Here is a 20,715-nt window from a genome sequence, read left to right on the forward strand (position 1 = left end):
AAGGTGTCGCGTTTTAGTCTGAATACAACAACCACTAAGACAGACAAAAAGAATGACGACACCATTACTGCAAGATTTACAAGATCGTGGCTTGATTGCACAGGCCAGCGATTTGGAAGAAATTCAGACACTTCTCTCACAGCCACAAACCGTTTACTGCGGCTTCGATCCTACAGCAGGCAGCTTACACATCGGCCACCTCGTGCCTTTGATTATGCTTAAGCGCTTTCAAGATGCCGGACACCAGGCTATAGCCTTGATTGGCGGCGCAACGGGCATGATTGGCGACCCAAGCTTTAAAGCGACCGAGCGCAGTCTGAACTCAAAGGAAATCGTCTCAGGTTGGGTTAACGACCTTTCTAATCAAATTCAGCAGTTGATGAATCACCAACTGGCCAAGCCAATGATCATGGTGAACAACGCTGACTGGATGAAAGCGATCAATGTGATCGACTTCTTCCGCGATGTGGGTAAGCACTTCTCGATCAATACCATGATCAACCGAGAGTCGGTAAAGCAACGCTTGCAACGCCCTGATCAAGGCATCTCTTTTACCGAATTTAGCTACGCTCTGCTGCAATCGTACGATTTTGCCGAGCTAAACCGTCAATACGATTGTCGTTTGCAAATCGGTGGCAATGACCAATGGGGAAACATCGTCGGTGGGATCGATTTAACTCGTCGTCAAAATGGTGAGCAAGTATTTGGCTTAACTCTGCCGCTGATCACCAAATCCGATGGCAGCAAATTTGGCAAAACCGAAGGCGGCGCAGTGTGGCTAGATCCTAGCAAAACCTCTCCTTACGCCTTCTACCAGTTCTGGCTTGGCGCAGAAGACGCCGACGTTTACCACTTCTTGCGTTACTACACGTTCTTGAGCTGCGAAGAAATTGCCAGCATTGAAGCGCAAGACCAAGCAAGCCAAGGCAAGCCACAAGCACAACGTATTCTCGCTGAAGAAATGACGCGATTTGTTCATGGCGAAGAAGGTCTAGCCAGTGCCGAACGCATCACGCAAGCTTTATTCAGCGGTAATATGCAACAACTGAGTTTGGGTGAATTAAAACAATTGGAGTTGGATGGTTTACCAAGCATTGAGAGTGCACAACAAGATTTGGTTGAGCTGCTGGTTGAGTCGGGTTTAGCAAGCTCGAAACGTGTTGCGCGCGAACACATCAGCAACAACGCCATCAGTGTAAACGGTGAAAAAGTGTCGGCTGATAACCCGAGTTTAAGCTTCCCACTGTTTGACCAATACTGGTTACTGCAACGCGGTAAAAAGCACTTCTGCCTCGTAAAGCGTACCGCTTAACAAAGCATCGTAGTGACACCTCACAAGGCAAAGTGATATAGCGAGTTAACTGACAAGACTTTATAAGGTTAGCTCGCTCTAGTATCGGCTGTGCATACCAAAATGATGAGACATTCCATCTTCCATTCGGCCGCCTTTCCAGCCACCAGCACCGAATAAATTAAGCACATCTTGAGCGGTATAATCAGCACCAGCAAAGAAGTCATGCGCCACATCAGAGCGGATGGCTTGCAACTCGGGTTGGTTTTCCAAATCAAGTTCTTGCGGATTCGCGTACAACGCCAACGCAATTTTTTGTTGGCACGTGCTTAACTCACTGGTGCTCGTCTTTACCTGACCGACGGAAAAGTACTCACGACTGCCGTATCCCACCACCAATCTGGTACTCATTAGCTTAATCACTTTCTTAATGCGGCGACGTTGTATAAATCTCAACATGTTGAAGCCCTTATTTATATTTCGATAATTAATAATAAGTTTTGTATACCACACATCAATACTCTAGAGTGTCAGGGTTTAGCACGGCGCTCAAAGAGTATGGAGTTCAAGAGTGAAAATTGACGATCTAAAACTGTTCACCAAAGTCGTCCAACTTGGTAGCTTTACAGCGGCAGCCAATGCTTTGGACTTGCCACGAGCAAATGTTAGCCGACGCATTGGAGAACTGGAACGTTACCTCGGAACGCAACTTTTTCACCGCACCACTCGCAGCCTTTCGCTGACAAACAAAGGCGATGCCTACTACCAAGATCTGCAAAAAGTGCTCACCTTGCTTGATTCGGCAAACCAGCAAGCCAGTAACGAAAGCATCGAGGTCAGAGGCAAAATCAAACTTGGCCTTCTGCCAGAAACCTATGAACCTCTTCAACCCATTTTGTTTGAATTTCAGGATCAATACCCGCAGGTTGAGCTCGACATTCGCAATATCAACAATGGCTTTATTGATATGTTTCAGCAGGGGTTGGACATCGCGCTGCACGGCGGCATGCTGTTTGATTCAGACATTGTCGCCAGAAAGATCTTAACGCTAGACCGATGTGTCGTTGCCTCACCGAACTATCTTCAAACTCACGGCACGCCCGCTACATTAGAAGAGTTGAGTGATCATCAGTGCATTTGTTTTCGTTGGCCAAATGGCAATGTCGACAACCTTTGGCATTTTCAGGAACAAAACGTAGCGCTCAAACCGAAACTCATTTCCAACAACATCGGCTTTATCAAAAGCTCCACAGTGCTTGACCGCGGCATCAGTTATATCCCAAAACTGTTGGTAAAAAATGAGCTCGAATCCGGTGCATTGGTGCAAGTATTGTCTCAATATGCCGTCACAGAAGAAACGGGGTGGTTACTCTACCCTAAGCCGAAAACGCTGAACCAAGCTAGCCGGTTACTTATTGAACATTTGTGCAATAAAATCCCAAAACTTTTGTAGCTTGCATTTATTGTCATAAAATTCGTGACATTGAATCATGCGTACGCATGATTATCTGAACATCTGTGAATTATAAGATGGCGCCGAAATTATGGAGCCATCTTATGAATCATCAAATTAAAACCGCCGCGCTGAGCACTATCGCGCTCTCTCTACTCGGCTGTAATCAAACTCAACCTCAGGTTGAGGAGCCTAGCGCATCCAGACCCGTTCAAGTGATTGAAGTCAACGAAAGGAATGAAGAACTCAACAAATCATTCAGCGGGATCGTAAAAGCAAAAGAAACCGCCTCACTCTCTTTTCGTGTACCCGGCACCGTGGAAAGCGTGTTCGTAAATAAAGGCAGCTTGGTAGAAAAAGGCCAAGTCATTGCCATGCTGGACAAGCACGACTACCAAGTCTCACTAGAAGAATTACAAGCACGCATGTTAGAAGCACAATCAGCCCACAAACTTGCGAAAGCTGAGTTAAAGCGCGTAAAACAAGCGACTTCTGATGATGCCATTGCCAGCGTAAACTTAGACCGAGCCATCAGCAGTTACGAACGTAGCCTCTCTGCCGTCAAAGTGGTTGAGAAAAACATCCAACGTGCAAAAGATGCCCTACGTTACACCACTCTACGTGCACCATTCACTGGCATTGTTGCCGACGTTTCTGTTGATCCACATGAACAAACCTTGCCGGGCGGCAGTGTTGTGTCAATTCAGCAAGAAGGCAGCTGGGAAGTGGACATCGACGTGCCAGAAAATATGATTGCGCAATTCGCACTAGGTCAGCCAGCATCATTGACTTGGTATGATTCGGAACAATCCTACCGAGCAACCGTGTCAGAAATCGCGCCGAAAAAGCACCTGCTCAAACAAACCTATACCGTCACGCTAGACATCGATTCGATTTCCAGTGCGCTATTCAACGGTAAAGCAGTCACGGTTAATACCGCGCTCAACACCAGTCACTCAAGCCATTGCTTTCCTTACTCTGCAATTTTGGGGGAGAAACAAACTCTGCACGTGAATGTGGTTCGTGATGCGGTTATTCATTCAGAGCCGGTCAATCTTGACTCTATCGACGCATACCAAGCGTGTGTGACCGGAAGTTTTGAGCAAGGCGATTACGTGGTGATCAGCGGTAGCCATTATCTGAGCGAGGGCGATGCCGCCCCAAACCTGACCATCAAGACGTTGTAGGTGCGAATCCATGATCAATTTAGCTGAATTCGCGATTCGCCAACGTAAGTTCGTTCTGTTCTTTATCGTATTGAGCGTGATCGCTGGCATCTATTCTTACTTCGACTTAGGCAAGTTGGAAGACCCGAGCTTTACGGTAAAAACTGCGGTAGTCGTGACCCTTTATCCGGGTGCATCTGCCGAAGAAGTCGAACACCAAGTCACCGATACCGTGGAAACCAAATTGCAGGAAATGGCGGAGTTAGATCGCTTGCGCTCATTGTCTCGCCCCGGTTTATCTATGGTCTTTGTTGACCTCAAAGAGAGCCTTAATTCCAAAGCACTTCCGCAGGAATGGGACTTATTGAGACGCAAAGTGGACGATGTAAAACTACAGCTGCCTTCCAGTGCGCAGATCAGCGTAGTACAAGACGAGTTCTCTGAAGTCTACGGCATGCTTTTCTCTATCCACAGCACAGATGCTGCACCAGAAGAGTTGCGTCGCTACGCCGAAGAGCTGCAACGCCAAATCAAAGCCGTCGACGGCATCAAAAAGATCGAGCTACACGGCATTCAACCTCGCGTTGTACATATCGATATGCCAGACGAGCGCTTGGCTCAATATGGTTTGTCGATCGCACAAGTTTGGAACCAACTGAGCACACAAAACAGCACGTTCGAAGCGGGAAAATTCGATGCAGGTACAGAGCGTATTCGTATTGCGCAAACCAGTGAGTTTCAGTCTCTAGAAGACATTCGCAATTTAATCATCAATGGTGGCACCGGCGAGTTTGGCTCGGGGTTGATTCGTCTTGGTGACATCGCCGACATCACCATGGGGTATCAAACACCAGCATTGGCAGAAAACCGCTACAACGGAGAGCCCGCTGTCACCTTGGCTGTGAGCCCAGTTCAAGGCATTAACGTGGTGTCACTTGGCGATACGATTCAAGACATCATCGCTAACTACCAGGCAACGCTGCCGCTGGGTGTCGACATCTCGACCGTTGCTTATCAACCTGAAGAAGTACAAAAGTCTATCGACGACTTTGTTGGCAACCTGCTTGAAAGTGTCGCGATTGTTTTTGTGGTGTTGTTGGTTTTCATGGGCTTTAAGAGTGCAACCATCGTTGGCGCAAGCTTGCTCCTGACGATTTTGCTCACGCTTGTATACATGAACATCGCCAGCATCGATTTGCACCGTGTCTCGCTAGGTACGTTTATTCTCGCACTGGGCATGTTGGTGGATAACGCCATTGTGATCACCGATATGATGATCGCCAAGCTCAACAAAGGTATCGAGCGAACTCGCGCCGCGATTGATTCCGTCAAAGAAACCGCTGTGCCACTTTTAGGCGCAACTGTCATCGCGATTATGGGCGCAAGCCCAGTGTTGTTCTCCAAAACCGACTCCGCCGAGTTTGCAAGCTCTGTGTTCTACATTGTGGCATCGTCACTGTTGCTTTCATGGATCGTCGCGATGACGTTTACGGTATTAATGGCGTGGATGTTCATCAAGCCAAAAGCTAACAGCGAAGAGACCAAACCGAGCCGTTATAAACAGTTGGTATTCTGGACGGTGGACAACCCGCGTAAAGCATTAGCCGCTTTGGTTCCGTTAATTTTAGTCACCGCCGTGGCAATCCCGTATGTGGCCGTGAACTTTATTCCTCAGTCGGATCGTTCAATTGTGTTTCTCGATTACTGGCTACCCAATGGTGCCAAGATTGAACAAACCTCGGCAGACATGCGCAAAGTTGAAGAATGGTTGGTCGCACAACCAGAAGTGGAAAGTATCTCTAGCTATGTCGGCACCAGTGCACCTCGCTTCTCGGTAACGGTAGAGCCTGAGCCGCTCGACCCTGCCTACGGCCAGATTCTGATCAACACTAAAGACTACGAGAGCATCAGTCACTTGGTGACGCGTGGGGATGATTGGCTGAAAAAGGCATTTCCAGATGCCGAACCTCGCTTTCGAGCGCTGAAGCTGGCAACCAAAGATAAGTTCGCGGTTGAGGTGCGTTTTTCTGGTCCGGATGAAACCGTATTACATCAACTAGCGGCAGAAGCGAAAACGATTTTTGCTTCAAACCCTGATGCAAAATACACTCGCGATGATTGGCGCCAAGAAAGCAAAGTGCTCAAGCCGATTCTAAACCAAGACAAAATGCGTCAAGCAGGCATTAACCGCGCCGATGTCGCTTTCGCGCTAAAACGTGCATCAGACGGCATGCCGCTCGGACAAATGAACCTGAATGATGAGTTGATTCCAATTCAGTTACGTGGCACATCGCAAAACATGGCGTCACTAGAAACGCTACCTGTGCGCTCGCTACTTGGCTTTAACAGCGTTCCGCTTGGTCAAGTGGTGGATGGATTCGAACTGGTCACCGAAGAGAGCATGATTTGGCGACGCGACCGCGTGAAAACCATCACGGTTCAAGCGGGTGTGAGCCGAGACTCCACACCAGCGAACGTTAGAAATGCCATTAAAGATCAGGTTGAATCTATCCAACTTCCGGCGGGTTATAGCATGGAATGGGGCGGCGAATATTACGATGAAGACAAAGCGGTCACCGACATCATGAAGCAGCAACCAAAAGCAATGCTGATCATGGTGATCATCCTAGTTGCGATGTTCAACGGCTTTAAGCAGCCAATCATCATCCTCGCAACGCTACCACTGGCAGCATCAGGGGCTGTGTTTGCTCTGCTTGGATTCGATAAACCATTTGGCTTTATGGCGCTGATCGGAGCTATCACACTGACCGGGATGATCATCAAAAATGGCATCGTACTAATGGATCAAATTGAGCTCGAACGCGCAAATGGCATGAGCTTGTCTGACGCCATTAAAGAAGCCACGGTCAACCGTACTATGGCAATTTCTATGGGTGCGTTAACGACCGCGCTCGGCATGATCCCGCTGCTGTCAGATCTGCTGTTTGACCAAATGGCGGCAACCATCATCGGAGGCTTGGCTGCCGCAACCATATTGTCACTGTTTGTCATGCCTGCGCTGTATCGCCTTGCTTACAAAGAAAAAGCACCATCCACACAAACCAACGCTGAGCTAGAGGAGGCGTCATCGTGAAAAAATTCATTCTAACGCCTGTCGTTCTAGCCCTAAGTTTAGCGGGCTGTGCAGTGGGCCCCGACTACCAAGCACCGACCACCAGCATGGCAGAAACCTACTTGAACGCCGAAAATGCAGGGTTGAGTACCGATTCACAACCCGTTGAGTTTTGGTGGACTAAGTTTCACGATCCGGTGTTGAATCAAATGGTTCAAGACATACAGAGCCAAAACATTCCGCTGAAAGTGGCGGCCGAACGGGTGAAAATGGCCAACAACTATAAAACCATGGTGGAGTCATTCAAGGTGCCGACAATTAATCTCGGTGCGGGTTACATGAACTATCAGTTCAGTAAAAATGACTCTTCACTCGGTCCGATATTGAATCCACTCAGTGATTCCGTGTCGGGTCTGCCACCTCAAATTGGTAACATCACCCTAATGGATAATCAGCACGATGGCGTATTTGCAGGCGCGAGTATCGCTTGGGAAGTTGATCTGTTTGGGCGCATTGACCGCCAAGCGAACGCGGCGCATATTCGTCTCGAACAAGCTCAGATTTATCAAAGCGGCTTGAACACAGTGATCACGGCGGATTTGATTCACAACTACTTGCAATACCAAGGTGCAAGCGAGCGCCTTGAGTTGGCAAAGTCGAACTTAGAAGATCAACGACTTACACTCGACCTCGTCGAGAAAGTCGTGCGCAGCGGCTACGGTTCTGATCTCGATTTAGCCCAAGCAAAGGCCACGCTTGCGGCGATGGAATCGCTCGTTCCGCAGTTAGAAATTGCACAACAAGCGCACAAACATCGTTTAGCAGTATTGCTTGGTGAGCCGCTAACGCAAGTCGAAATCCGTCTGTCTAAGCAGCATAGTGTACCTGTCATGCAAGACATGGTGCCGGTCGGTTTACCTTCCGATCTGTTGAAACGTCGTACCGATATCCGCTTAGCAGAGCGCGAAATGGCCGCGCTCAATGAAGAGTTAGCAGCAAGTGTTGCTGATCAATATCCGAAGTTCTTTTTGACAGGCGCTCCGGGGTTGTCGGCGTCAAGCTTTGACGATCTTTTCAGTAGCGATTCTTTCGGTTGGATGGGCGCGGCAGGCGTAAGCTGGAACTTGTTCGATGGGGGGCGTGGGGAGGCGATTGAAGCCATCAACCAAGCGCGTTTTGATTCGGCGACATTGTCTTATCAACATACGGTCGAGGCAGCTTTGGCAGAAACCGAATCCACGCTGTTTACTTATGGTCGCAGCCAAGAAAATCAGCGCCGAATCGGTGATGCATTGAAAGCCACCAATAACGCCGTCAACAAAGCCAAGTCACTGTACCGAGCAGGCTTGATTGATCACTTATCGGTTTTAGATGCGCAACGTCAGCAACGCATGATGCAAGATCAGCAAGTCGCGGCAAAGTTACAAACCGCACACGCTACGATTGCGCTCTACAAATCGCTTGGTGGTGATTGGACGCTACAACCAGAAGCACAACCCGACACGAATGCCAAAGGTTAGGTTTCTTACAAGCCTCACACCTTTGCGTCATAACGGATACCGTTAAATCGGTTAAAAAGAGGCCACTTAGATGGCCTCTTAGTTTGTGAGGCAAATATTTCTACCACCTATACCCTCTCTCGGTTGTATAATATCGGCTCTGAAATATTTTGTTACGTTACCTCGGTAACACCTGAGATTACAACATGAACAACAGCAGATGGGTCGGCTTTATAGGCGGCACGATTGTCTTACTTAGTACCTTTATCCTCTTCGGATCTTCCGTCCACTCTGCTTGGTACCGAATCCCTGCGGAAGCCATTCATGGTATCGCCTTCACTCTGGCTTTTGGTTTAGGGTTAAACAGTCTACTGGCGTACGCGACGGCAATGCTTACTCTCGCAGCGCTATTCTACATAGGTTTTGTTGTTGGCTACCGTATTCATCAGAAACTTAAATAAACTTCTGTCTCAACCTGAGCTTAATAACGGATACTTGGTAACTAAAAAGGGAGCAAAGGCCCCCTTCCCAGATATCAGCATATAGATGTTCTATGCTCGTTTTAATCATTAAGGTGGTATACCCTCAACGACTGTTGCATGCCTAAAACATCATCACCTAAATACTCAACCGTCATTGGAACGTTGGTCAGCAGAGTAAAACTGGAGTCACTGAACCTTCCATCAACATCACTTTCCAAATGAACAAAAAACGCAGGCTTGTCAGCAATCAATGTAATTTGGCTTCCGTCAATAGAGACATCAATATTGGCTTTTGCCATAGGCAAAGTTTTCAGCTCATGAGTGCAAAACCATGTGTTGCTTATTCTGTCTTCACCGATTTGCGCTTCAACATAGAGGAAGCCTGACGTAAGTTCATCCTTCTCAACCGATTCATTCAATTGCCACAAAATCGTATTGCTGTCTGCTATGACCGTTTGTTCTAAGCTCCAACATTGCTTTTCTTCCCCTTGCCAATCTACCCACTTGAGCAGTGCGTTGACGCTTGCGGGCTCTTTGGCATCATTGAGCAAATGCAGGCTCAACTTGCCTGTATGCTCGGAAAATACCAAATACTGCGGCGCAAAAAAGCGTTTTGCATGGTAGTGCAACTGCTTCCAACGACCACTGTATTCCAAGCTAGACCAAGAACTGACAGGCCAGTTGTCGTTGAGTTGCCAGTACAGCATGCCGCGACAAACTGGAGAAATGGCACGCCAATGATCGCACGCAGTTTTGATCGCGATTGCCTGCTGAACTTGGCTTAAATACAGCATGTTCTCGAATCCAGAGGGAAAACGGAAATAACGCGTGAACATCTCTGTGATGATACTGTTACCACGAGGATTCTTCTGATGTTGTTCAAAGGTTAGGGACGTGATATTCCAATCTTGCTCCGGGACAAACTGCTTAACTTCTGCAAAAGATGGCCAAGATTGAAAACCAAACTCAGAGCAAAAACGAGGATTCACGTCCAGGTAGGCATTGAATGATTTTCCTGAATGCCAAACGTCCCAAAAGTGCATATCACCTTTACTATCATCATGCCACGCGTCACCGAAATCCAGTTCACCATTACACGGGGAACTTGGCCAGAAACGACGAGCGCTATCGTGCTCAGTAATCACCTGCTCAATCATGCGGTTGAGGCGATCGTAGTTAACCGTGTATTTGACTTTATTGTGCTTAGATTCTTCGTACCAACCAATAGCTCCAATCACTTCATTATCACCACACCAAAGTGCTATTGATGGGTGCTCTTTAAGCCTCGAGATTTGGTATCGAAGCTCACCTTCGACCTCTTTTAAGAAGTCATTATCAGATGGGTACAGTGAACATGCGAACATCATGTCTTGCCATACTAACAAGCCGAGCTCATCACACAGATTGTAAAAGATCTCGCTCTCGTACTGACCTCCGCCCCACACACGTATCATATTCATGTTAGCATCAACCGCACTTTGCAAAAGGTTGCGATAACGTGTTTCGCATTCTCGCCCCGGCATTGCGTCAACAGGGATCCAGTTGGCACCTTTGGCATTAATTGGTACGCCATTGACGATGAATTCCATCGCAGAGCCATGTTCATCAGCTTGGTTATTTAGGGTTAACTGACGCAAACCAACGTTGCGCGTTAACTTTTGCTCTCTGCAAGAAATGGTAATGGGGTAAAGATAAGCTTCGCCATAACCCGATGGCCACCAGCGTTGAGGCTCCGAAATGTGGAACTGGCAATGATAGTGACCACTTCCGTTTGTTTGAATGCATTGACGCTCGCCATTAAATTCAACCATCATTTCATGGCGTTGACTGTCCGTTTCCACTTCAACTACTACATCAAGAAACACACTCCCATCGGCTTGCCATTGCTGCTCTGTCGAGAAGCCTTTGAGCCAAAGCTCATTCACAATGTCGATTTGAATGGGGTCGTAAATACCCGATACCATCAAGCAAATGCCCCAGTCCCATCCGGAATGGCATTGTGTTTTGCGGATCAAGTTCATGTGTGGAATTTGGTTGTTGCCCATTGCCGATGGAATAGGAAATGGCAGTTTTTTTGCTCTTGCGATACCTTCTAAATCCACCCGAGCAAACTCAACCCGAATCGTGTTAGTACCTTGCTTTAAATGCGGTTTAATATCCACACGTTGCTGGGTAAACATGTTTCTGCAAGTTAGTGCTAACTCACCATTAATATAGAAGGTTGCCAAGGTATCGACACGAGTTAGCGTCATCCAAATTTGCTTGGCAGACAACGTAAACGCGTCGACGTCAAACTCACGTGAGATATGCCACTCACACTCTTCAATCCATCGAACTTTGTTTTCATTATCGGCAAAATAAGGATCTGGAATCTGCTCTGCTTGTAAAAGCGCCGACACATTATCGCCCGGAATAAACATTGGAATTTCAATATCGGGACGCTGTGGCGAGGTAAGTAACCACTGTCCATTAAGTTCGAAGTGAGCCATTGAGTAAACCTCAGTTTGGAGAAGAAACATGTTTGCTCAATGTAATCCTGAGTAATCCATGCAAAAACAAGGGAAATGTTATTTACATACGAAATGCGGTGCACTTCACGTAAAAACACTTTCCTTTGATCTCTACCCAAAAATCAGCAACTTGGCTAACCTGTTAAAAATTAATCAAAATCTAAGGTTATATTTGCAACTTCGACATGTTAACATCATCGGCTTTTTGAACATCCTCACACTTTTCGTCGAAACGATGTGAGGGGAAATGCACGGCTTCATAGCCCTAAAAAGCGAAGTAATTATGTCAAATATGACGAATGCCGCCTCCCACACAGCGCCTATTCAGGATGCTGACTATTCTGCTATTCATCCCCCATCTCTGCTCAAGCGCCTCGAACTCACCAATCCTGTCTTTTGGTTAAGTGGTAGCTTCCTCACTCTATTCGTTTTACTTGCCCTAACGAATACCGACTCTCTAACCGCAATGGTTAACACCGGCTTCGGCTTTGCTACTAAATATTTCGGAGCTTACTGGCAAGTACTGCTTCTTCTGAATTTCCTTATTGGTTTGGCTCTTGCGTTTGGTCGCACTGGTTATGTGCGTCTAGGTGGTCTAGCGAAACCTGATATTGATAACTTTAAATGGTTGTCAATTGTACTCTGTACCTTACTTGCAGGTGGTGGTGTGTTCTGGGCCGCAGCTGAGCCTATCGCGCACTTTGTGACTGCCCCACCTTTATACGGTGAAGCCTCTCCGAAAACTGCCGCAATCAATGCTCTATCTCAGTCTTTTATGCACTGGGGCTTCTTAGCTTGGGCGATCCTTGGTGGTCTATCTTCCATTGTCTTAATGCACTTGCATTACGATAAAGGCCTGCCTCTTAAGCCGCGTACTCTGCTTTACCCTGTGTTTGGCGATAAAGCCATTAAAGGCTGGATTGGTGATGTTGCTGACGCATGTAGCATTATTGCCGTAGCAGCAGGAACCATCGGTCCTATCGGCTTCTTAGGTTTACAAATTAGCTACGCGCTAAACTCATTGTTTGGCCTGCCAGATACGTTCGTAACTCAAAGCATGGTTATCATGGCAGCGATCCTGATGTATACCCTTTCCGCACTAAGCGGTTTAAGCAAAGGTATTCAAATCGTCAGTCGTTACAACATTATTTTGTCTGTGCTGTTAATTGGTTACATCCTGTTCTTTGGACCGACAAGCTTTATTGTTGATGGCTATGTACAAGGCGTTGGTCGCATGGTAGATAACTTCTTCCCAATGGCGCTTTACCGTGGTGATACGGGCTGGCTAAGCTGGTGGACAGTATTCTTCTGGGGTTGGTTTATCGGTTATGGCCCAATGATGGCGATCTTTATTGCTCGTATCTCTCGTGGTCGTACAATTCGCCAATTGATCATGTCTATTAGCATCGCAGCACCGCTGATTACTTGCTTCTGGTTTAGTATCGTTGGCGGCAGTGGCCTTGCGTTTGAACTTGATAACCCTGGCTTGATTTCATCTGCGTTTGAAGGCTTTAACTTGCCTGCAGCACTGCTAGCGATTACGGGTGAATTACCTTATCCAATGATCATTTCGGTTCTGTTCCTGATCTTAACGACAACATTTATCGTGACGACGGGTGACTCAATGACTTACACAATCAGTGTAGTAATGACGGGCTCAACAGAACCAAACGCAGTGATTCGCTCATTCTGGGGCTTGATGATGGGTATTGTCGCTATCGCGCTTATCTCAATGGGCTCTGGTGGTATTTCTGCATTGCAGTCTTTCATTGTAATTACCGCCGTGCCTGTGTCTTTCATTTTGCTGCCAAGCATTTGGAAAGCGCCTGGCATCGCAAGTAAAATGGCAAAAGAGCAAGGCCTAGTTTAAACCGCCTCTCTAACCAATATGCGAAAAAGAGCCCTTCATTGGGCTCTTTTTAATTCTGCACTTTATCCCACGCTATCAATGCGAATTATCACTGCGTCTGGACGCCAATACTCAAATTCGCAGTCCATTAATTTGCCATCTTGTTTGTAGTTTACTCGACGAATTTTCAGAACCGGCTGTCCTTCAGCCAAGTTCAACGCTTTAGCGACATGAGCAGGCGCTGACGTTGGAATCACATCAAAACGTGAGCGCTTTGTCTCGTAACCATACTTCTCACGATAAATGCCCGTCAGCGACATGGTGAGGTTCTCGGACAATATGCCTTCAAACAGTGCCGATTTGAGTACATTTTCAACAAACAATACCGCTCGCCCATCAATAAAACGCAACCGTTCAATCACATAAATTGGGGTAATTCGCTCAACCTCTAACGATTTTGCATATTCACCTGCAGCCATTTCACTTCGTACGTTGAGTAACTTGGTTTCTGCAATACGATGCTGCTCTCTAATCATTTGATGGAAGTGAGAACGAGACAACGGGTTGTAACAGATCCGCTCTGGAGATACGTACCAGCCACGACGCTCTTCTCGGTAGATCAGGCCTTCAGTTTCTAAAGACACCAATGCATCTTTGATAGTGATTCGAGTCGTAGAAAATAGTTCACTGAGCTCTCTTTCTGATGGCAATTTTTGTCCTTCCGACATGATGCCGGAAAGAATCTGCTGCTTTAAGCTGCTTCTAATTTTTCCTAATTGGGTACCAAATTGTCCGGTGCCTGTCGCTCTCATTCTGATCTAGTCCAACGATAATTTGATGAACAACATAAGGCGTGTAAGTAACAAAAATATGACATTAATCAACAGAACACATATTGAGCGCATGAAATATAAGTGCCATAGAAATTCATAAAAACTGTCAAATTACTTGCGCTAAATCGTCACATTCCATCCATAGCATACAAAGCGAACTTACTGACCTAGTCCAGAAGGATGGAGACAATGAAAACTTTGCTAAGTCGTTCAATTACTGCACCAGCGGCAATCATCGCGGTAACGCTTGCAGCACCAACAGTAGCGAAAGAAGCCGATATTGAGTCATTGGTTACCGCAGCACAAAAAGAAGGGGCGGTTTACAGTGTAGGTATGCCTGACAGTTGGGCGAACTGGAAAGACACTTGGGCTGATTTAAAGTCAAACTACAACCTTAAGCACCAAGACACAGATATGAGCTCGGCTCAAGAAATCGCAAAATTCGAAGCTGAGAAGAAAAACGCGACCGCAGACATTGGTGACGTAGGTTTTGCCTTCGCACGTGTAGCGGTTAAAAAAGGCGTCACTCAGCCATACAAACCAACCACTTGGAATGACATTCCAGATTGGGCAAAAGACAAAGATGGTCATTGGGCACTTGCTTACACTGGCACTATTTCTTTTATCTCCAACAATAACCTCGTAAAAGACGCGCCAAAAACGTGGGATGACCTATTACAAGGCGACTACAAAGTGACCGTAGGTGACGTCGGCGTAGCAGCACAGGCAAACAACGCGGTTCTCGCCGCAGCGTTCGCCAACGGTGGGGACGAATCCAACCTCAAGCCTGCGCTCAAGTTCTTTTCTGAACTCGCGAAGCAAGGTCGTCTTTCATTTACCGATCCGAACATCGCCAACCTAGAAAAAGGCGAAGTGGAAGTGGCGATCATGTGGGACTTCAATGCGTTGAACTACCGCGACAAAATTGACCGCGACCGCTTTACAGTGAGCATTCCTCAAGATGGCTCTGTGATTTCTGGTTATACAACCATAATCAATAAATATGCGAAGAACCCTAATGCAGCAAAGCTTGCTCGTGAGTACATCTTCAGCGATCAAGGGCAAATCAACTTAGCAGAAGGTTATGCGCGTCCAATCCGCACCAACATCACACTGCCTCAAGCGGTACAAGACAAGCTAATAGCTAACGACCAATACAGCAATGTTCACCCAGTGACTGACTTCTCAGCTTGGGAAAAGTCCGCACGTAAGCTGCCACGTCAATGGCAAGAAAGTGTCTTAATCCACCAGCAATAAGAGTAAGTCGTTATGAGCAATAAGGTCATCCTTGTTGTTCTAGATGGACTGAACTATCAGGTAGCCCGTGATTGCATGGGCTACCTCAATGGTCTTCTAGAACAAAGTCGTTCCCAACAAGAAACTCGCGCAACGCTTTATCCTGTGCAGTGTGAGTTGCCCTCAATGTCTCGCCCACTTTATGAGTGCATTTTAACGGGCGTTCGCCCTGTAGAAAGCGGCATCGTAAACAACAATATCGTTCGTCTATCCAAACACGATTCCATTTTCAGTTTGGCAAAATCCCAAGGCAAAGTGACCGCTGCGGCTGCCTACCACTGGGTCAGTGAGCTTTATAATCGCGCGCCATTTGAACCTGTTCGCGATCGTTTCACGCATGATGAAACTCTGAATATCCAGCACGGCTGCTTTTACCATTGGGATCATTATCCTGATGAAGCCTTGTTCCTGGACGCAGAGTATTTACGTCGAAGCTATCAACCTGATTTCTTACTGATCCATCCGATGAATATCGACGATACAGGACATAAGTTTGGCCTAGACTCTCGCCAATACCGCAATTGTGCGCGAGGTGCAGACATTATTCTTTCCAACTACATCGAACAATGGCTTGCTGATGGGTATCAAATCATTGTGACCAGCGATCATGGCATGAACAACGATCTTTCTCACGGTGGGATTTTACCTGAAGAGCGAGAAGTTCCTCTGTTTGTCATTGGCGATAAGTTTACCCATCAGGATTGTCATATTAAGCAAACTGATATTTGTGGCACCGTTTGTCAATTGCTAAACCTTGACCACACGAAGCCATACACTCAGGAATTGTTAGCACTATGAGCAGTTCTGTCCTCTCCCCAAGCTCTAGCGAATCACGCTCAAATTTGGCAAATACTTGGTTAAAGCGCTTTAAGCCAGCCATTTGGTTAGTGCCTTTCGCGCTGTTTTTCTACCTATTTCAACTCGCACCGATGATTTGGGTACTGTTAAACAGCTTTATCTACGATGGCGAGTTTGCCTTAGATAACTACATTGAAGTGCTCGACTCCGCCTTCATGATGCAGGCGTTTGGCAACAGCTTGTGGTTAGCTGTGTGGTCGAGCATTTTTGGCTTAGCCATTGCGACTTTGTTGGTCTCTTCTCTACGCAGAGTCGATTCTAAAGTCCGCGACGGTGTGATTGCGTTTACGAACATGAGCAGCAACTTTGCGGGCGTACCTCTGTCATTCGCTTTTATTATTATTTTGGGCACCAATGGGGCGATTACCCTTTTGCTCAAGCAGTATGGCTTACTCGGTGATTTCGACCTTTATGGTAAATGGGGCCTGCTGGCCATTTACATCTACTTCCAAATCCCGCTGGCGGTGTTGTTGCTCTACCCTGCGTTTGACGCGCTGAGTGATGATTGGCAAGCAGCCGCTGCGCTACTGGGAGCCAAAACATCACAGTATTGGGCGAAAATCGCTCTGCCAGTGCTCTCACCAGCCTTATTCGGTACCTTTATTATCTTAATAGCCAACGCAATCGGCGCATATGCGAGTGTTTATGCGTTGACCTCCGGTAACTATAACGTCATCACAATTCGAATTGCGAGTCTGGTATCGGGAGACCTGTTCCTTGAACCTAATCTCGCCGCTGCAATTTCGGTGATTCTAATGGCGTTACTTGCCTTTATCACAGTGATTAACCAATGGCTCATTTCGAAAAGCTATGCAGGTAGGAAGTAGTCATGCACAACGTTAATACTCGATTCCATAAAACAGTGGTTTATTCCATTGTTGGGATCATGCTCATCCCGATTTTAGCGACCTTTGTCTATTCGCTTTCATCACGCTGGGGCGCCACGGTGCTTCCGGATGGTTTCACTTTTGATTGGTACGTTAAATTGCTGACCGACCCACGTTTTTTGCAAGCGTTTGGGCGTTCGCTGTTTATTTGTATTGCTTCGCTAACCCTCAGTGTGCTTCTGGTTCTGCCAGCGATATTCGTGGTGTTTTACTACTTCCCGAAGCTCGATAAGCTCATGAACGTACTAATTTTGCTACCATTCGCTGTACCACCAGTGGTGTCATCCGTCGGCTTGCTTCAACTTTATGCTGACAGTGAAATATCTCTTATCGGTACCCCTTGGATTTTAATAGGCACTTATTTCACCATCGCGTTACCGTTCATGTATCGTGCGATTTCTAATAGCTTCGAAGCAATTAACCTTAATGATTTAATGGATGCTGCACACTTGCTAGGGGCAAGCACAACCAAAGCGTTTTTGATGGTCATTTTACCTAACCTCAAAAAAGGATTGATGGCATCGCTTTTCCTTTCATTTTCATTTCTATTGGGAGAGTTTGTGTTCGCCAATATTTTAGTCGGCACACGTTATGAAACCCTGCAAATCTACTTGTATAACATGCGTCAGACGAGCGGCCACTTTACGTCTGCCTTAGTGATGACCTACTTCCTATTTATTTTTTTACTGACTTGGTTGGCAAGTCGTTTCAGCCGAGGAGTCAAACAATGAGCTACGTAACAGCGAAAAATCTGACTAAACGTTTTGGTGATAACACCGTATTTGAGGACATTCACTTTAACATCGAGCAAGGTGAATTCATTACGCTTTTGGGCCCTAGCGGTTGTGGTAAATCGACACTACTTCGCAGCCTTGCTGGGCTTAACCCTGTCGATGGAGGCGAGATTTGGGTAAACGGAGAAGATATCACGCATCAAGCCCCGCAAGAGCGTGGTATTGGGATGGTCTTTCAATCGTATGCGCTGTTTCCCAATATGACCGTTGAAGGCAACATTGCATTTGGCTTAAAAATGAAAAAGCTTTCGAATGATGATATTCGACGTGAAGTGGCTAAAGTCATTAAACTGGTGGATCTGGCAGGTAAAGAAAAACACTATCCGCATCAACTTTCTGGCGGTCAGCGCCAGCGTGTCGCACTCGCCCGAGCGTTGGTGGTGAAACCTCGCATATTATTGCTTGATGAGCCACTTTCTGCGCTTGATGCCAAAATCCGCAAACATCTTCGTCAGCAAATCCGAGATATTCAGAAAGAGATGAATCTCACCACTATCTTCGTAACTCATGACCAAGAAGAGGCGATGATTATGTCTGATCGTATCTTCCTAATGAGTAAAGGGGAAATTGTTCAAGCAGGAACACCTGAAGAAATTTATACTCATCCTGCTAACGAGTTTGTGGCCGGTTTCATGGGACACTACAACCTTGTAGAAGCCAATAAAGCCAAGCAACTCTTCAACATTGATACCGAATGGAAAGTAGCGATTCGCCCAGAGTCTATATATGTAAAAGAGCAAGGTCGTCAATATGATAGCCACATCTCAGCGCCACAAGTAGGTACGATCACCAACCACCAGCTTCTAGGTAATGTTATTCGCTATCAAGTGAACGTTGAAGAGTGTGAGCTCACTGTTGACTTGCTTAACCGCTCTTCAGAACGCTTACTAGCGAATGGCAGCCAACTAGAGCTACTCTTTAACCTAAACGAAATTCAACCAGTGAGAGCCTAAACATGTCCAAACCTTTGTATGTTTTTGATATGGATGAAACCCTAATAAACGCTGACTGCGCAATGATTTGGAACGAGTTTATGGTTGAGAGAGGCATCGCGACTGATCCTTTATTTATTAAGGAAGATCAGCGTCTAATGGCCTTGTACTCTGAAGGCAAAATGGACATGGAAGATTACCTAGCGTTCTCCATGAAGCCACTAGAAAACATGCCGATTGAAGAAGTAAACGCCTTGGTTGAAGAATGTGTTGAAAGCCATATTCTGGCTAAACAGTTTCCTCAAGCCAAAACCCTGATTGAGCAACTGTCTCGTGATGGTATAGATATGGTTATCATCTCTGCCAGCGTCACTTTTTTGGTGGAAGCCGTTGGTCGCCGTCTTAATATTCCAATCGCACTCGGCATCGATTTAATCGAGAAAGACAACCGTTATACTGCTGAAATCGACGGTGTCCCTAGTTATCGTGAAGGTAAAGTCACGCGCTTAAAACAGTGGCTAAAAAATCAGCCTGAGCCTTATTCTGAAATCCATTTCTATACCGATTCAATCAACGATTTGCCTTTATGTGAATATGCAGATTACACCTACCTTGTAAATCCATGCCCACGCCTCAAAGAACACGCGAATCGATCACATTGGACGCTATTACGTTGGAATTAGCCTTCGGTCTTTATAGCAATAAAGGGCAGCGAACTGCTGCTCTTTTCCTTTAATTGCCTGGTTATACGTGAACTCAAATTTGAGACCATCGAAAAACAAACACACCAGTAACAAAATGGCGTAATCCATGTCGAATTATTAAAAATAATGAAGATTTAGCAGTGTGATATGACAAGATTTATATAACCAAAATGGATAAAGAAAGGGCCATCTATATCTCATGATGTATTCAAATTCGACAGTCAAGCATTCCAGGAACAATAGAACAACATATTCACAATCCAGACTAACGATAATGAAAACATTGATTGAAGAATTAACATTTTAACAATCATTGCAACAATGTTAACTTTAGCTCCGTTGGTCGCGCTGGTGGTAAGCCTCTCACCAAGCCTATTGTCAGTTTTATATGGACGTTCGACCACCTCCAAAATGAATAGACACCCAATTTGGTGCCCTTTATTACGCCCGCAGAGGAAATTCTTTGCGGGCTTTTTTCTTCCAGCTTTATTGGTCTGGTAGTAAAAACAAAAAAGCCAGCCTTAAAGGCTGGCAAGTAGAGCAACAAGGTCAGTGCTTACTGCTAACTAGCACTGAACTCGTATTGGATTCATTTTCGTCTGTTAGTCTCTTTATCGGCAGTTATGACTTGCTTGCTTTCTCTTTGTGGCACGTTACCTTTACTAACTGTTCTTGCTCATCTTTAATGTTTTTCACGATACGCTCATCGCGTGCGTGGATGGCATCCATATTCATTTTCTGAATATCTGCTACAGCTTCATGCTTCATTTCAGAAAAGTCCTGACGTAAATCTGAGCTCCACTCCTCTTTGTCTAAAGTGTTAGCAGCAGCGATTGGTGATGACATTACAACAATAAGACTTAGAGTAGATAGAAATACGCTTTTCATAATAAGCTCCTTGAGGATTAGCAGTTCATTTTAGTTACAATTTATATATTGCACATACGATGCCAACTTTTATTTTGTTATTTTTCAATAACTTAAACAAGTCCATGTTTTCATCATTATCTCCATCTGGTAAATTTCGCTAACCAAGTGTTAAATTAACCAAGGGAATCAAAAACGCAAATGCATTCATAAAAAGAATG

Annotated in this window: 17 protein-coding genes; 13 read left to right on the top strand and 4 right to left on the bottom strand. The window is 46.0% G+C overall.

Going from position 1 to position 20,715, the window contains the following annotated elements:
• Positions 1-52 precede the first annotated feature (52 nt).
• Complete coding sequence (gene tyrS, locus VEA_RS18240; protein ID WP_006741379.1) at positions 53-1,312, top strand: tyrosine--tRNA ligase; 1,260 nt, start codon at positions 53-55, stop codon at positions 1,310-1,312.
• A 78-nt stretch (positions 1,313-1,390) separates the two neighbouring features.
• On the opposite strand, the gene VEA_RS18245 is transcribed toward tyrS, so the two are convergent.
• A complete protein-coding gene (locus VEA_RS18245; RefSeq protein WP_012842376.1) occupies positions 1,391-1,750 on the bottom strand; it encodes a DUF6559 family protein in 360 nt (119 codons plus the stop codon).
• A 112-nt stretch (positions 1,751-1,862) separates the two neighbouring features.
• Between VEA_RS18245 and VEA_RS18250 the strand changes: the two genes are divergently transcribed.
• The 5 genes from VEA_RS18250 to VEA_RS18270 all read left to right on the top strand — a co-directional run bounded on the left by VEA_RS18250 (position 1,863) and on the right by VEA_RS18270 (position 8,943).
• Positions 1,863-2,744 (top strand): LysR family transcriptional regulator, encoded by an 882-nt coding sequence (locus VEA_RS18250; protein ID WP_005392703.1) that lies wholly within the window; start codon positions 1,863-1,865, stop codon positions 2,742-2,744.
• A 104-nt stretch (positions 2,745-2,848) separates the two neighbouring features.
• Positions 2,849-3,931: an efflux RND transporter periplasmic adaptor subunit gene (locus tag VEA_RS18255; RefSeq protein ID WP_006741377.1), complete on the top strand. Its 1,083-nt coding sequence runs from the start codon at positions 2,849-2,851 to the stop codon at positions 3,929-3,931.
• A 10-nt stretch (positions 3,932-3,941) separates the two neighbouring features.
• The gene (locus VEA_RS18260; RefSeq protein ID WP_006741376.1) at positions 3,942-7,004 is read left to right on the top strand and encodes an efflux RND transporter permease subunit; all 3,063 of its coding nucleotides are present in this window, start codon (positions 3,942-3,944) and stop codon (positions 7,002-7,004) included.
• Positions 7,001-8,503: an efflux transporter outer membrane subunit gene (locus VEA_RS18265; protein WP_006741375.1), complete on the top strand. Its 1,503-nt coding sequence runs from the start codon at positions 7,001-7,003 to the stop codon at positions 8,501-8,503. The genes VEA_RS18260 and VEA_RS18265 overlap by 4 nt, the downstream gene beginning before the upstream one ends.
• 185 nt (positions 8,504-8,688) lie before the next feature.
• The gene (locus VEA_RS18270; protein WP_006741374.1) at positions 8,689-8,943 is read left to right on the top strand and encodes a hypothetical protein; all 255 of its coding nucleotides are present in this window, start codon (positions 8,689-8,691) and stop codon (positions 8,941-8,943) included.
• Between the two features lie 101 nt (positions 8,944-9,044).
• Here the strand turns inward: VEA_RS18270 and VEA_RS18275 are convergent, their stop codons facing one another.
• On the bottom strand, positions 9,045-11,453 hold the full coding sequence (locus tag VEA_RS18275) for a beta-mannosidase (protein WP_006741373.1): 2,409 nt from the start codon (positions 11,451-11,453) through the stop codon (positions 9,045-9,047).
• Positions 11,454-11,757: 304 nt separating this feature from the next.
• Here VEA_RS18275 and VEA_RS18280 point away from each other — a divergent pair, with 304 nt between their 5' ends.
• Positions 11,758-13,344 (top strand): BCCT family transporter, encoded by a 1,587-nt coding sequence (locus tag VEA_RS18280; RefSeq protein ID WP_005392697.1) that lies wholly within the window; start codon positions 11,758-11,760, stop codon positions 13,342-13,344.
• A gap of 62 nt (positions 13,345-13,406) precedes the next feature.
• Here VEA_RS18280 and VEA_RS18285 read toward each other — a convergent pair whose 3' ends face one another.
• Positions 13,407-14,135 carry a UTRA domain-containing protein gene (locus VEA_RS18285; protein ID WP_006741372.1) on the bottom strand — a complete coding sequence of 243 codons (729 nt, stop codon included), beginning with the start codon at positions 14,133-14,135 and terminating at the stop codon, positions 13,407-13,409.
• Between the two features lie 210 nt (positions 14,136-14,345).
• Between VEA_RS18285 and VEA_RS18290 the strand changes: the two genes are divergently transcribed.
• Genes VEA_RS18290 through VEA_RS18315 form a run of 6 tightly spaced genes read left to right on the top strand, consistent with a single transcriptional unit; the run spans position 14,346 to position 19,606 of the window.
• On the top strand, positions 14,346-15,413 hold the full coding sequence (locus VEA_RS18290; protein ID WP_006741371.1) for an ABC transporter substrate-binding protein: 1,068 nt from the start codon (positions 14,346-14,348) through the stop codon (positions 15,411-15,413).
• Between the two features lie 12 nt (positions 15,414-15,425).
• Positions 15,426-16,250, top strand: coding sequence for an alkaline phosphatase family protein (locus tag VEA_RS18295; RefSeq protein WP_006741370.1), 825 nt, complete (start codon positions 15,426-15,428; stop codon positions 16,248-16,250).
• The gene (locus VEA_RS18300; protein ID WP_006741369.1) at positions 16,247-17,137 is read left to right on the top strand and encodes an ABC transporter permease; all 891 of its coding nucleotides are present in this window, start codon (positions 16,247-16,249) and stop codon (positions 17,135-17,137) included. Before VEA_RS18295 ends, VEA_RS18300 begins: the two co-directional genes overlap by 4 nt.
• A gap of 2 nt (positions 17,138-17,139) precedes the next feature.
• Complete coding sequence (locus tag VEA_RS18305; protein ID WP_006741368.1) at positions 17,140-17,928, top strand: ABC transporter permease; 789 nt, start codon at positions 17,140-17,142, stop codon at positions 17,926-17,928.
• On the top strand, positions 17,925-18,944 hold the full coding sequence (locus VEA_RS18310; protein WP_006741367.1) for an ABC transporter ATP-binding protein: 1,020 nt from the start codon (positions 17,925-17,927) through the stop codon (positions 18,942-18,944). Before VEA_RS18305 ends, VEA_RS18310 begins: the two co-directional genes overlap by 4 nt.
• A 2-nt stretch (positions 18,945-18,946) precedes the next feature.
• Positions 18,947-19,606 carry an HAD family hydrolase gene (locus VEA_RS18315; protein ID WP_006741366.1) on the top strand — a complete coding sequence of 220 codons (660 nt, stop codon included), beginning with the start codon at positions 18,947-18,949 and terminating at the stop codon, positions 19,604-19,606.
• 642 nt (positions 19,607-20,248) lie between these two features.
• Here VEA_RS18315 and VEA_RS18320 read toward each other — a convergent pair.
• Positions 20,249-20,515, bottom strand: coding sequence for a hypothetical protein (locus VEA_RS18320; protein ID WP_006741364.1), 267 nt, complete (start codon positions 20,513-20,515; stop codon positions 20,249-20,251).
• Positions 20,516-20,715 lie beyond the last annotated feature (200 nt).

The organism is Vibrio antiquarius, assembly GCF_000024825.1.
Lineage (GTDB): Bacteria > Pseudomonadota > Gammaproteobacteria > Enterobacterales > Vibrionaceae > Vibrio > Vibrio diabolicus.

Coding starts and splice junctions, on each gene's coding strand:
- VEA_RS18260 (WP_006741376.1), top strand. CDS start 3,942: ATGATCAATTTAGCTGAATTCGCGATTCGCCAACGTAAGTTCGTTCTG.
- VEA_RS18270 (WP_006741374.1), top strand. CDS start 8,689: ATGAACAACAGCAGATGGGTCGGCTTTATAGGCGGCACGATTGTCTTA.
- VEA_RS18280 (WP_005392697.1), top strand. CDS start 11,758: ATGTCAAATATGACGAATGCCGCCTCCCACACAGCGCCTATTCAGGAT.
- VEA_RS18255 (WP_006741377.1), top strand. CDS start 2,849: ATGAATCATCAAATTAAAACCGCCGCGCTGAGCACTATCGCGCTCTCT.
- VEA_RS18290 (WP_006741371.1), top strand. CDS start 14,346: ATGAAAACTTTGCTAAGTCGTTCAATTACTGCACCAGCGGCAATCATC.
- VEA_RS18310 (WP_006741367.1), top strand. CDS start 17,925: ATGAGCTACGTAACAGCGAAAAATCTGACTAAACGTTTTGGTGATAAC.
- tyrS (WP_006741379.1), top strand. CDS start 53: ATGACGACACCATTACTGCAAGATTTACAAGATCGTGGCTTGATTGCA.
- VEA_RS18305 (WP_006741368.1), top strand. CDS start 17,140: ATGCACAACGTTAATACTCGATTCCATAAAACAGTGGTTTATTCCATT.
- VEA_RS18285 (WP_006741372.1), bottom strand. CDS start 14,135: ATGAGAGCGACAGGCACCGGACAATTTGGTACCCAATTAGGAAAAATT.
- VEA_RS18245 (WP_012842376.1), bottom strand. CDS start 1,750: ATGTTGAGATTTATACAACGTCGCCGCATTAAGAAAGTGATTAAGCTA.
- VEA_RS18295 (WP_006741370.1), top strand. CDS start 15,426: ATGAGCAATAAGGTCATCCTTGTTGTTCTAGATGGACTGAACTATCAG.
- VEA_RS18275 (WP_006741373.1), bottom strand. CDS start 11,453: ATGGCTCACTTCGAACTTAATGGACAGTGGTTACTTACCTCGCCACAG.
- VEA_RS18315 (WP_006741366.1), top strand. CDS start 18,947: ATGTCCAAACCTTTGTATGTTTTTGATATGGATGAAACCCTAATAAAC.
- VEA_RS18300 (WP_006741369.1), top strand. CDS start 16,247: ATGAGCAGTTCTGTCCTCTCCCCAAGCTCTAGCGAATCACGCTCAAAT.
- VEA_RS18320 (WP_006741364.1), bottom strand. CDS start 20,515: ATGAAAAGCGTATTTCTATCTACTCTAAGTCTTATTGTTGTAATGTCA.